This window comes from Flavobacterium frigoris, assembly GCF_900111075.1.
Classification (GTDB): Bacteria; Bacteroidota; Bacteroidia; order Flavobacteriales; family Flavobacteriaceae; genus Flavobacterium; species Flavobacterium frigoris.
In genome coordinates, this window is record NZ_FOFZ01000003.1 from 238,367 (window position 1) to 251,421 (window position 13,055).

Consider the following 13,055-nt stretch of genomic DNA (forward strand, 5'->3'; position numbering starts at 1 on the left):
CTTTATATCCTAAAAAAAATAAATGGTTACGTCAAAAACTATAGCAAACGGAATTTTAAGAGCAATAACCGTCATAGTCTTAACTGCTCTTCTTCTTTATTTCCTTTATCAAATCCAAGCCGTATTAATATATCTAATAATTGCGTTAATCCTTACGTTAATTGGAAATCCAGTTTTAGATTTCTTCAGAAGAAGATTGAAATTCAATCATGTATTTGCAACTATCGGGACCCTATTTATTTTCACGGTAATTATCGCTGGCTTTATAATGATGTTTATTCCTTTAATTTTATCTCAAGGTCAAAATTTGTCGCTATTAAATACTGGCGCTATTGAACAACAAACCATTCAATTAGTAAACCAAATAAGCGTATTTTTAGAGAACCACCATATTGATTCATCAAAAATACTAAGTGCGTCAGAAATAAGCTCTAAAATAAATTTTAACATTATTCCTAATTTTTTAAATACAATACTTTCCACTATCAGTAGTTTCGGAATGGGATTAGCCTCTGTCTTGTTTATAACATTTTTCTTTCTTAAAGAACGAAAATCATTTATTACAGGAATAAAAAGATTAATTCCAGACAGCCACGAAGACCAATTTTTGAATTCTTTAGAGAAAATAAACTCCTTGCTGTCACGCTACTTCATTGGTTTATTACTTCAACTATTCATTGTTTTTGTTCTATATCTTACCGTCTTACTGATTTTTGGTGTTCCCAATGCGTTTATCATCGGTTTCTTGTGTGCTGTTTTAAATATTATCCCATACATAGGCCCTCTAATCGCCTCCGTTTTAGCAGCAATTTTAACGATGCTTAGTAACCTAGGAAGTGATTTTCAGTCAGAAATTTTACCTACTACAGTATATGTTTTACTTGGTTTTTGGATTGTTCAAGTTATCGATAATAATTTATCCCAACCAATTATTTTTTCAAAAAGCGTGAGTTCTCATCCACTAGAAATATTTCTTGTGATACTTATAGCAGGTTTTCTTTTCGGTATTTTAGGAATGATTGCAGCAGTTCCTCTTTACACCATATTAAAAGTAGTAGGTAAAGAATTTTTCCCAGAGAATAAAATAATTATCCTTTTAACTAAAAATATTTAATGTTGGATTTAAGCATACTAAATTCTGAAATTCAAGAATTTATAGATCGTAATATTGGCGTTAGCATTACAAACTTAGCCTTGCGAAAAAATCCGTTTCCAAAAGTAGAATGGATTTCTATTTTAAATCAAATAGAAGCAAAATCAAAAGCTAAGGACAAATTACCTCATTGGTTCAAGACTAAAAATATTATTTACCCCAGTAAAATTTCTATAGAACAAACTTCATCCGAAAAAACAGCCTTATACAAATCCACTATTGTTTCTGGTAGTTCTCTAGTAGATCTAACAGGAGGTTTTGGTGTAGATGATTATTATTTTTCAAAAAGGGTTACTATCATAGCTCATTGCGAAATTAATCCTGAATTATCTGCAATTGTAGCGCACAATTACAAACAATTAGGTGTAACTAATATTACTTGCCACGCTGGAGACAGTTTAAACACCTTACAATCATTAAACCAAAAATGGGATTGGATCTATATTGATCCTTCCAGACGTAATGACGATAAAGGCAAAGTATTTATGCTAAAAGATTGCTTACCAAACGTTCCTAATAATCTTGATAACTATTTTAAAAATACGGAAGCTATTCTAATAAAAACTGCTCCCTTATTGGATATTTCGGCAGGGGTGTTAGAATTGAAAAATGTAAAAACCGTACATATTGTCGCTTTGGAAAATGATGTAAAAGAATTACTCTGGGAGTTGCATAAAGGTTATCAAGGAAGTATAAAGATTAAAACAATCAACATATTGAAAGACAAAACAGAAACTTTTGATTTTATATGGAATGATGATTCGCAGACACCAAACTACAGTGCACCTCAAAGATATCTGTACGAACCCAACAGCGCTGTAATGAAATCTGGAGGATTTGATGAAGTAAGTGCTTACTTCGCTATTAACAAGCTACAAAAACATTCTCATTTATACACTTCAACAAATTTAATTTCATTCCCCGGAAGAATTTTTGAAATCCAAAACTGCATTCCATACAGTAAGCATGAAATGAAATTATTTTTGCAGAATAAAAAAGCAAATGTCACAACTAGAAATTTTCCGGAAACTGTAGAAAACATTCGAAAAAAATGGAAAATAAAAGATGGAGGAAATGTATATTGTTTTTTTACAACTGACGATAATAACAATAAAATTGTTTTAATTTGCACCAAAATACAATAAAAATGAAGCAGCTAATACTATTATTCTTACTCATAACAGTAAATGTTTTTGCTCAAACACCCTGCGACTATAGTGAAAACATCAATGACTCTATAGGAACTTACAAGTCTACTAAGGCATACATGATCTTTGAGAAAAATTTTGCTGGAAATTCAAGTTATATTTTCTATTCATTAGTACTAACAGACGGCCTACCTACCTTAAATGTTCAATTTATTCAAAAAAGTAAAGGCTTTATGAAAGCAAATTGTTTGGATAAAAATTCGAAATTGTATTTACAACTACATAATGGCCAAATTGTGACCTTGCTGCATATTGACCAAGAAGATTGTGGCACTATGATACGAGATGAGAAAGGCTTTGATAATAGAATTATGACTGGTTCTTTTATGTTTATAAAAGGTAGTTTTGAACAGCTAACAAGTTCTCCAGTTTCTTTGATGAGAATCAAATATTTGACCGAAAATGAAGATTATGTGATTAAAAAAGAATTTCAATCAGAATTGAACAATGAAATTTATCAACCTGAAAACTACTTCATTTCTAATTTAGGTTGTATCGAATAAATTAATCACAATCCCATTTAACATTAGAGACTTTATCTTTCAGGCCAGATTTTAAATTATAATGCCACCATTCAGAATCAAAGGAATTGAAATGTCCGGCAATCATTATACTTTTTAGCAATTTTCGGTTGTTTTTAACTTCTTCTGATAGCTTAGCATAACCATGACTGGCTTCAATCCCGAAAAAATCAAAAGGAGTTCCCATATCCAGTTCAACACCATTACTATCAACTAAAGTAATATCTACTGCTCCTCCTCTATTATGAATGGAACCCTTAGCCGGATCAGCAACATATTGCGGATTAGAAACAATTTTCCACATTCTTTTTTGAATATCTAAAGGGCGATAACAGTCAAAAAGTTTAATTCTATACCCTTTTTTAATAAATTCTTTATTTGCCTCCACTAAAGCCTCCACCGTTTTTAGACGCAAATAGCACTCTGCACAATCATATACTTTTGCTTTCAAAAAGTTATCCTCAGTGGCATATTTCATATCATAAACAAAATTGCTGTTATAGTTTTTTAAATTAACAAAAGTCGTATCGTTAACTACAGGGCATTTTGGGGTTCGACCAACAGGAATTTGTACTTGTGCTTTGCAAGAAATTATGGCAAAAAACAAAAAAAATATAAATTGGGATTTATTTTGAAACGTCATGAAGCTTTTTTTATAAAAATAAAACATTTAAAACTATTATATACAAAAAAACGACACTATTTCTAGTGTCGTTTAAGTGAAGGCAGAAGGATTCGAACCTTCGACCGCCTGCTTAGAAGGCAGGTGCTCTATCCAGCTGAGCTATGCCTCCATTGCTCATGTAAAAAAATCTAGTCGGGGTGGCAGGATTCGAACCTGCGGCCTCCTGCTCCCAAAGCAGGCGCGATAACCGAGCTACGCTACACCCCGAAAAAAACAGAACATCATTTAAATATTTTTTATAAAAACAACTTAAAAAAATTAATCTACTTGATTCAAAATTGCAAAATTTCGAAAAAAAATATTAAGCGGAGGGACAGGGACTCGAACCCTGGCACCGATTGCTCGGTGACAGTTTAGCAAACTGCTCCATTACCACTCTGGCACCCCTCCTAAGCTCAGAGAAACTTGTCTCGTTTTGCGGTTGCAAATTTAAGACATCATACCGTTACTCACAACTATTTCAGGGCTTTTTTTTAATGTTTTTTTACATTTTTATAAAACGAGTTCACTATCAAACATATAGCAAAATAAAATCAATATTTTTTTTTCAAAAATATAATAATCAAATCAAAATCAGATTTTGTTTTAAAATGATTAAATTTGCTTCATAAACCAACATTATAAAGTCATGAACAAAAGAGTTGTTATCGTTTCTGCCGTTAGAACACCTATCGGAAGTTTTATGGGGGGATTATCTACAGTCACTGCTCCTAGATTAGGCGCAATCGCTATTAAAGGCGCTTTGGACAAAATAAAATTAGATCCAAATTTAGTTGATGAAGTATTTATGGGCAACGTAGTTCAAGCTGGCGTAGGTCAAGCTCCTGCTCGTCAAGCCGCTATATTTGCAGGTTTACCAAATACCGTAGCCTGTACCACAATAAACAAAGTATGTGCTTCTGGAATGAAAGCAGTCATGTTAGGCGCGCAAGCCATTCAATGTGGTGATGCCGAAATTGTAGTAGCAGGTGGAATGGAAAACATGAGTTTAATTCCACATTACATGCATTTGAGAAATGGAACAAAGTTTGGACCAGCAACAATGATTGACGGAATGCAAAGAGACGGATTGTCTGATGCCTATGACAACAATGCTATGGGTGTTTGTGCCGACTTATGTGCATCCGAATATAATTATACCCGAGAAGATCAAGACAAGGCCGCAATTCAATCGTACGAGCGCAGCGCTAAAGCATGGAAAGAAGGAAAATTTGATAATGAAGTTGTTCCCGTTCCTGTTCCTCAAAGAAAAGGAGATCCAATTATCGTTTCTATAGATGAAGAATTTACAAACGTAAAAATTGATAAAATACCTTCTTTAAATCCAGCATTTACAAAAGAAGGAACAGTGACAGCCGCTAATTCTTCCACAATTAACGATGGGGCTGCTGCAGTAATATTGATGAGCGAAGAAAAAGCACTTGCTTTAGGTTTGAAGCCTTTGGCTTACATCAAAGGATATGCAGACGCGGCTCAAGAACCGAAGTGGTTCACTACAAGTCCTTCAAAAGCAATTCCAAAAGCTTTAGCAAAAGCAGGAATAGCGATTGGCGATGTTGATTATTTTGAATTTAACGAAGCTTTCGCGGTAGTAGGTTTAGCTAACTCCAAAATTTTAGGATTAGACAGTAGTAAAGTAAATGTAAATGGAGGTGCTGTATCCCTAGGTCATCCTCTAGGTTGTTCTGGAGTGAGAATCATTGTCACATTGCTTAACGTTTTGAAACAAAATAATGGAAGTATCGGTGCTGCTGCAATTTGCAATGGTGGTGGTGGTGCATCAGCAGTTGTTATTGAAAGAATTTAATTAATTATGAGTTGTGAGTTATACGTTTTGATACGTATAACTCATCACTCTTACCTCATACCTTAACATACATGTTCGGAATTTGTAATCTGGCAATAATCCCGCTTCGGTTTGAACCTAGTGATAGAAGCGAAACCGTTTCTCAAGTATTATTTGGTGAGCATTTTGAAATTTTAGAACAGCAGAAGCAATGGTCTCGCATTAAAATGCATTTCGATGGGTACGAAGGTTGGGTAGATTCTAAACAATATCAAACCATTTCTGAATCAAACTTTAATCAGCTTTCTGAGGAGCCAATTATTCTAAATTCTGATTTAATTGAGTACATTACTGGGTCTTCTAATTTGTTAATCCCAATACCCTTGGGTGCTTCTGTTTCGTTTATTGACAACGACAACATAAATATTAGTAATTTTGATTTTGAAGGAACTAAAGTTAATGGCATCAAAGACAAAAAACACCTTATCAACACTGCATTTTTGTATTTAAACGCTCCCTATCTTTGGGGTGGAAAAACTCCATTTGGTATTGATTGTTCCGGTTTTACCCAAATGGTTTACAAACTTAATGGGTACAAATTATTAAGAGATGCGTCACAGCAAGCTAAACAAGGAGAGGCATTGAGCTTTATTGAAGAAAGCGAGCCTGGTGATTTAGCTTTTTTTGATAATGAAGAAGGCAACATTACTCATGTAGGCATTATCATGGAAAATAATTATATTATTCATGCCAGTGGAAAAGTAAGGATTGACAGATTAGATCATTTAGGTATCTATAATGCAGAAATAAATAAGCATACTCATCAACTCAGAGTCATAAAAAAAATTATATAAAAAAACCTATCTAAAAATATTTTTTAGATAGGTTTTTATTTAAACGAAAACTAATATTACATTTTGGCTTTCAGTTCTTTTTTCTTCTCAGTCATTTCTAAGGCACTATATACACTAAGAAGTGTAGATGCTACTTCTGCGTTTTTAGGATTCAATTCATAAGCTTTCTCCAAATAAGGTAGCGCTCCTCTGAATACCTCTTCTCTTTGTTTTTTTAAGACTAAGTATCGTTTGTTATCATTATCAGAATTTCCTAATTTATTCATTTCTTCCAAAATACTCGTATCGGCATCTAATTTTAATATAGCTAAATTTAAATAAGCATTTATATAATCAGGTTTTATTTCGATTGCTCTTTTATAATATTTTTCAGCTTCAACTAAGTCTTTTGCATTAGCGCTAATAACACCTAAATTAAAAATCAAATCCGCATCGTTAGGGCTTTTTTCTAACACTTCAGTTATTATTTTTTTATACGTTACAAAATCTTTTGTATCTAAATATAAATTTGCTTGAGTTAATAGCAATGATACGTCTTCAGGGTTTGCTACTCTTGCCTCAGCAATCGCTTTTTTAGCTTCTTCTGTTTTTCCAGCATCAACTAATATCAAAGCCATATTTTTATATATCTCTCCCCTTTTCGAAGGAATAACTTCTGTTCTTGGCTTCTCATGAGTACCCATTTTTACCATCCTGTCTCTTTCTGCAACTGTAGTAAAAAGATCTTCCTCTTCTGTTAATTTATTTACAGCTAAATAACTAATTCCTTTTCCAGAATAATTTAGTCTTTTCAACTCTTCATAGCTTTTTAGCGCTTTATCATACTCTTTTGCATTCACATAAGTTGATGCTGCGTAGTATAGATTTAAAGTGTCTTTTTTATCTAACAAATAAGCATCATAAAGTTTCTTTGCACTATCAGCGTGCTTGTCAATTTTAGAGTCAGCAATCGCACTATTTATCAATTTAAATTTTATCTCAATAATTGATTTAGTAGCCTGCTCCGAATATTTTGATTTTCCAGATGCTTTCTCTACATCTACTAAACTTAAATAAGCATCTGCAGCCAAACCTAAATTTTTATCAGTATCAACACTTTTATTCGCTAAATCAAGATAAGTATTTCCCTTCACAAAGAAAAACTGAGCTTTTTCATCATCACTAGCATTAGACATTAAGGATTCAGCACCTTGCAAAATTGTCGCTGCCTCCTGGGAGTTTCCCTTTTTTAGCGCTTTTTCAGCAGCTTTAATTTCGTCTTTTTGAGCAAAAGATGCTACTGATATCAATAAAGCTGACGCTAGTATTACATATTTACTTTTCATAAAATTCTATTTTATAATTAATTATTCTGGTTCTTGTATATAATCCTTATTTATGCTTCGTCATCATCATCATCAGAATCATCATCAGATTCCTCTTCATCTGAATCTTCCTCGTCTTCATCATCGTCAGGGACACCTTCATCTTCTAATTCTTCCATAACTGGTTTAACTCTTTCGATTGTTTCCACTTCAAGAACATTACCATCTTCATCAACAACAACCTCTTCAGGATCATCTTTCATAACTTTAGTAACAGCAGCGATAGAATCTTTACCTTTTAAGTTAATCAATTTTACACCTTGAGTAGCACGTCCCATAACTCTTAAGTCTTCAACAGCCATTCTAATAGTCAGTCCTGATTTGTTGATAATCATTAAATCATCTGCATCAGTAACGGCATTAATTGAAATCAAATTACCGGTTTTCTCCGTAATATTTAAAGTCTTCACTCCTTTTCCTCCTCGGTTAGTAATACGGTAAACATCTACTCCGTCATCATCAACTAATTTGGTACGTTTTCCGTATCCGTTTTCAGTTACCACTAAAACTTGTGAATCGTTTACTGCATCCTTATCTACAGTAACCATGCCAATCACTTCATCAGAATCATCCTTGAGTGAAATTCCACGAACTCCAGAAGCCGTTCTTCCCATTGGACGAGTTTTTGTTTCCTCAAAACGAACTAATTTACCTGACTTCACAGCAAGTATAATTTGGCTTTCACCATTCGTTAATTTCGCTTCTAACAATTCATCTCCTTCTTTAATCGTAATTGCCGCAACACCATTCACCCTAGGCTTAGAATATTTTTCTAAAGATGTTTTCTTAACCTGACCTTTTTTAGTTACCATAATCAAATTATGGCTCTTAATGTAGTCTTGGTCTTTTAGATCCTGAGTACATATAAATGCTTTTACTTTATCATCACTCTCGATATTCACAAGATTTTGAATCGCTCTACCCTTAGCCGTTTTACTTCCTTCTGGTATTTCATAAACACGCATCCAAAAACATTTTCCTTTTTGGGTAAAGAACATCATATATTGATGATTTGTCGCAACAAACATGTGCTCTAAGAAATCTTGATCTCTCGTTCCTGCGCTTTTTTGACCAACTCCTCCTCTATTCTGTGTTTTGTATTCCGTTAGATTTGTACGTTTAATATATCCTGCATGAGAAATTGTAATAACTACATTTTCATCAGCAATTAAATCTTCAATACTAACATCACCACCTGAATATTCAATTAATGAACGACGTTCATCTCCGTATTTATCACGAATTTCAACAAGCTCTTGTTTAATCAAAGCAATTCTTAAATTAACATCTGCTAATAAAGCTCTTAAATGCTCGATTAGCTTCATGATTTCATCATATTCGGCTCTTAACTTATCTTGTTCAAGACCTGTCAGTTGACGCAAACGCATTTCAACAATTGCTCTTGCTTGTATATCAGATAATTTGAATCTTTCAATCAATTTCCCTCTTGCTTCTTCAGTGTTTTTTGAAGCCTTAATTAATGCGATAACCTCATCAATATTGTCTGACGCAATTATCATACCTTCAAGAATATGCGCTCTTTCCTCTGCCTTACGCAATTCAAATTGAGTTCTACGAGTCACGACATCGTGACGATGCTCTACAAAATAGTGAATCATGTCTTTCAGATTCAACATCTGCGGACGGCCTTTTACTAATGCAATATTATTTACACTAAAAGAAGACTGTAATTGAGTATACTTATATAAGGTATTTAAAACTACATTTGGCGTAGCATCACGTTTCAGAATATAAACAATACGCATACCGTTTCTATCTGATTCATCACGGATATTTGCAATCCCTTCAATTTTCTTATCATTTACTAAATCAGCGGTACGCTTAATCATATCAGCCTTATTGACTTGATAAGGGATTTCGGTAACGATAATACATTCTCTACCGTCTACTTCTTCAAAGCCAACTTTAGCACGCATCACTACTCTACCTCTTCCGGTTTTGAACGCTTCACGCACCCCCTCGTAACCATAAATAATACCACCAGTTGGAAAATCTGGTGCTTTAATATAGTTAATCAGCTCATCAATCTCGATATCATTATTATCCATATACGCCAAAGTACCATTGATAACTTCGGTAAGATTGTGAGGAGGCATATTAGTTGCCATACCTACAGCAATTCCTGTTGCTCCATTAATTAACAAAGTAGGAACGCGGGTTGGCATTACTTTTGGCTCATATAAAGTATCATCAAAATTCAATTGAAAATCAACTGTCTCTTTTTCGATATCAGCCATTATTTCTTCCGAAATCTTACGCATTCTAGCTTCAGTGTAACGCATAGCTGCAGGGCTATCACCATCAACAGAACCAAAGTTACCTTGACCGTCAACTAGTAAATAGCGCATGCTCCATTCCTGAGCCATACGAACCATGGCATCATAAACAGACGTATCTCCATGAGGGTGATACTTACCTAAAACTTCTCCGACAATTCTGGCGGATTTTTTATGGGCTTTATTTGAAAAAACTCCTAAATCATACATTCCGTAAAGAACTCTTCGATGCACTGGTTTCAAACCATCTCTAACATCAGGAAGTGCTCTTGACACAATTACTGACATCGAATAATCGATGTAAGCTGATTTCATTTCATCTTCTATGTTAATAGGAATTATGTTTTCTCCTTCAGACATAAGTTGTTATATTAAAATATTATATTAGTTTCAAAACGTGCCAATATACAGCTTTTTGAAATTTTTTATAACATTTTAACACTCTTATTTCAAAGATTTATTAACAAAATTATATTGGTTTTGTTTAATAAATTTGAAGCTATACTATAATAATCCCCTATTTTTTTTGTCACTTAGCTGACAGGACATCTTAAGGTATGATTTTTGTTTTTAAGATACTAATTCACTAAATTTACATATACAAAATATACATTATGGATGATAATTTTTCACCAAGAGTAAAAGATGTTATTACTTATAGCAAAGAAGAAGCTTTGCGATTGGGTCATGACTTCATAGGCACTGAACACTTGATGCTAGGTATCCTTCGAGATGGTAATGGCAAAGCAATTCAAATATTAAATAACCTTTCTGTCGATTTAGACCATCTGCGTAGAAAAGTAGAAATACTAAGCCCAGCAACCCCTAGCGTAGACACTAATTTAGAAAAGAAAAACCTTCATTTAACGCGGCAAGCAGAACGCGCTTTGAAAACCACTTTTTTAGAAGCAAAAGTATTTCAAAGTTCCTCTGTAAGTACAGCGCATTTACTGCTTTGTATTCTAAGAAACGAAAACGATCCAACAACCAAGCTATTGAATAAACTTAAGATTGATTACGATGTAGCTAAAGAACAATATATCAATATGACACCAAACGAAGAAGAATTTTTGGAAAATTTACCCAAAGCTACAGACTCTTATAATGACGATTCAGGACAAGATGACAGTCTAAAAGAAGGTAATTTTAATAATCCAGCCAATAAATCTAATAAGAAATCTAAAACACCTGTGTTAGACAATTTTGGACGAGATTTAACAGAAATGGCCGAAGAAGGAAAATTAGACCCAGTTGTAGGACGTGAGAAAGAAATTGAACGCGTTTGCCAAATTCTGAGCCGACGTAAAAAGAACAACCCATTACTTATCGGTGAACCCGGAGTTGGTAAATCAGCTATTGCCGAAGGTTTAGCTTTACGAATTATACAAAAGAAAGTTTCTCGAATTCTTTTCAACAAACGCGTAGTCACATTAGACCTTGCAAGTCTTGTTGCAGGAACTAAATACAGAGGACAGTTTGAAGAACGTATGAAAGCCGTAATGAATGAATTGGAAAAAAATGACGATATCATTCTTTTTATAGACGAAATTCATACTATCGTTGGAGCTGGTGGCGCTACAGGTTCTTTGGATGCGTCCAATATGTTCAAACCAGCGCTTGCAAGAGGAGAAATCCAATGTATCGGAGCTACAACATTGGACGAATACAGACAATATATTGAAAAAGATGGTGCGTTAGAAAGACGTTTTCAAAAGATAATTGTAGAACCAACTTCTGTTGAAGAAACAATTACCATTTTAAATAACATCAAAAACAAATACGAAGACCATCACAATGTTACTTATTCACAAGAAGCAATTGAAGCTTGTGTAAAATTAACAAACAGATACATGTCTGAACGTTTTTTACCAGACAAAGCAATTGACGCTTTAGACGAAGCAGGTTCACGTGTACATATTACTAACATCGAAGTTCCTAAAAAGATACTTGATTTAGAGCGTCAATTAGAAGAAATACGCGAACTGAAAAATGTTGTTGTTAAAAAACAAAAATATGAGGAAGCAGCTAAACTTCGTGATGATGAAAAGCGCATCGAAAAAGAATTAGCAATAGCTCAAGAACAATGGGAAGAAGATGCAAAAAACAATCGAATTGAAGTTACAGAAGATAATGTTGCTGATGTAGTTTCAATGATGACTGGAATTCCAGTGAACCGTATCGCACAAACAGAAAGTAATAAACTAGCCATTTTACCAGAACTTATTGAAAGTAAAGTTATCGGACAAAAAGAAGCTGTTTTAAAAATTGCTCGTGCCATTCAAAGAAATCGTGCTGGATTGAAAGACCCAAACAGACCTATTGGTTCGTTTATTTTCTTAGGTCAAACAGGAGTTGGAAAAACACAGTTAGCCAAAGTTCTTGCTAAGGAGTTATTTGATTCTGAAGACGCACTAGTTCGAATCGACATGAGTGAATACATGGAAAAATTTGCTATCTCTCGTTTAGTTGGAGCGCCTCCGGGATACGTAGGTTACGAAGAAGGTGGACAGTTAACAGAGAAAGTACGCAGAAAACCATATTGTGTTGTATTATTAGATGAAATTGAAAAAGCACATCCTGATGTTTTCAACATGCTTTTACAAGTCTTGGACGATGGTTATTTAACTGACAGCTTGGGTCGTAAAATTGATTTCAAAAACACTATAATTATCATGACTTCAAATGTTGGAGCCAGACAATTAAAAGATTTTGGTCAAGGTGTTGGTTTTGGTACAGCTGCAAGAACCGCAAATGCCGAAGATAATTCCAAAAGTATTATTGAAAGTGCTTTGAAAAAAACGTTTGCTCCTGAGTTCTTAAATAGAATTGACGATGTAATTGTCTTCAACACCTTAGAGAAACATGATATCGATTTAATTATCGAAATCGAATTGAAAAAATTATATGCTCGTCTTACTGAACTAGGATACAAATTGACTCTTTCTGACAAAGCAAAAGCGTTTATTGCGGACAAAGGTTTTGACAAGCAATTTGGTGCCAGACCACTAAAAAGAGCTATTCAAAAATATGTTGAAGACTCACTTGCAGAAGAGATTATTACTTCTAAAATTGCTTCTGGAGATGAAATATTCATGGACATTGAAGACGGAGCTCAAGAACTAAATGTAAAAGTTAATAAAGCTGAAGAGCCAACTAAACAATAGAATAACATCTTTTAGATACTAAA

At 33.8% G+C, this 13,055-nt stretch carries 9 protein-coding genes and 3 tRNA genes; 6 read left to right on the forward strand and 6 right to left on the reverse strand.

All coding sequences use genetic code 11. The features are described 5' to 3' along the window. Positions 1-22: 22 nt before the first annotated feature. From BMW63_RS06445 to BMW63_RS06455, 3 genes are read left to right on the forward strand one after another with little or no spacing between them, the layout of a single operon-like run. On the forward strand, positions 23-1,114 hold the full coding sequence (locus BMW63_RS06445; protein WP_074722427.1) for an AI-2E family transporter: 1,092 nt from the start codon (positions 23-25) through the stop codon (positions 1,112-1,114). Positions 1,115-1,116: 2 nt separating this feature from the next. Continuing rightward, on the forward strand, positions 1,117-2,298 hold the full coding sequence (locus BMW63_RS06450) for a class I SAM-dependent methyltransferase (protein ID WP_083380378.1): 1,182 nt from the start codon (positions 1,117-1,119) through the stop codon (positions 2,296-2,298). 2 nt (positions 2,299-2,300) lie between these two features. Further along, the gene (locus tag BMW63_RS06455; protein ID WP_074722431.1) at positions 2,301-2,864 is read left to right on the forward strand and encodes a hypothetical protein; all 564 of its coding nucleotides are present in this window, start codon (positions 2,301-2,303) and stop codon (positions 2,862-2,864) included. A gap of 1 nt (position 2,865) precedes the next feature. On the opposite strand, the gene BMW63_RS06460 is transcribed toward BMW63_RS06455, so the two are convergent. The 4 genes from BMW63_RS06460 to BMW63_RS06475 all read right to left on the reverse strand — a co-directional run bounded on the left by BMW63_RS06460 (position 2,866) and on the right by BMW63_RS06475 (position 3,957). After that, positions 2,866-3,525, reverse strand: coding sequence for a M15 family metallopeptidase (locus tag BMW63_RS06460; RefSeq protein ID WP_074722699.1), 660 nt, complete (start codon positions 3,523-3,525; stop codon positions 2,866-2,868). A gap of 77 nt (positions 3,526-3,602) precedes the next feature. Next, positions 3,603-3,676, reverse strand: a tRNA-Arg gene (locus BMW63_RS06465). A 23-nt stretch (positions 3,677-3,699) separates the two neighbouring features. After that, positions 3,700-3,774 (reverse strand) — tRNA-Pro (locus BMW63_RS06470). A gap of 99 nt (positions 3,775-3,873) precedes the next feature. Further along, positions 3,874-3,957: transfer RNA gene (locus tag BMW63_RS06475), tRNA-Ser, on the reverse strand. 238 nt (positions 3,958-4,195) lie between these two features. Here BMW63_RS06475 and BMW63_RS06480 point away from each other — a divergent pair. Beyond that, the gene (locus BMW63_RS06480; protein ID WP_074722433.1) at positions 4,196-5,374 is read left to right on the forward strand and encodes an acetyl-CoA C-acyltransferase; all 1,179 of its coding nucleotides are present in this window, start codon (positions 4,196-4,198) and stop codon (positions 5,372-5,374) included. Positions 5,375-5,445: 71 nt separating this feature from the next. Further along, positions 5,446-6,207, forward strand: a complete 762-nt coding sequence (locus BMW63_RS06485) for a C40 family peptidase (RefSeq protein WP_074722435.1) — start codon at positions 5,446-5,448, stop codon at positions 6,205-6,207. Positions 6,208-6,263: 56 nt separating this feature from the next. Here the strand turns inward: BMW63_RS06485 and BMW63_RS06490 are convergent, their stop codons facing one another. Together BMW63_RS06490 and gyrA are read right to left on the reverse strand one after the other, a co-directional pair. Continuing rightward, the gene (locus BMW63_RS06490) at positions 6,264-7,532 is read right to left on the reverse strand and encodes a tetratricopeptide repeat protein (RefSeq protein ID WP_074722437.1); all 1,269 of its coding nucleotides are present in this window, start codon (positions 7,530-7,532) and stop codon (positions 6,264-6,266) included. 50 nt (positions 7,533-7,582) lie between these two features. Further along, on the reverse strand, positions 7,583-10,228 hold the full coding sequence (gyrA, locus tag BMW63_RS06495) for a DNA gyrase subunit A (RefSeq protein WP_074722439.1): 2,646 nt from the start codon (positions 10,226-10,228) through the stop codon (positions 7,583-7,585). Between the two features lie 254 nt (positions 10,229-10,482). On the opposite strand from gyrA, the gene BMW63_RS06500 reads away from it, so the two are divergent. Further along, the gene (locus BMW63_RS06500; protein ID WP_074722441.1) at positions 10,483-13,032 is read left to right on the forward strand and encodes an ATP-dependent Clp protease ATP-binding subunit; all 2,550 of its coding nucleotides are present in this window, start codon (positions 10,483-10,485) and stop codon (positions 13,030-13,032) included. The last annotated feature ends 23 nt before the right edge of the window (positions 13,033-13,055 follow it).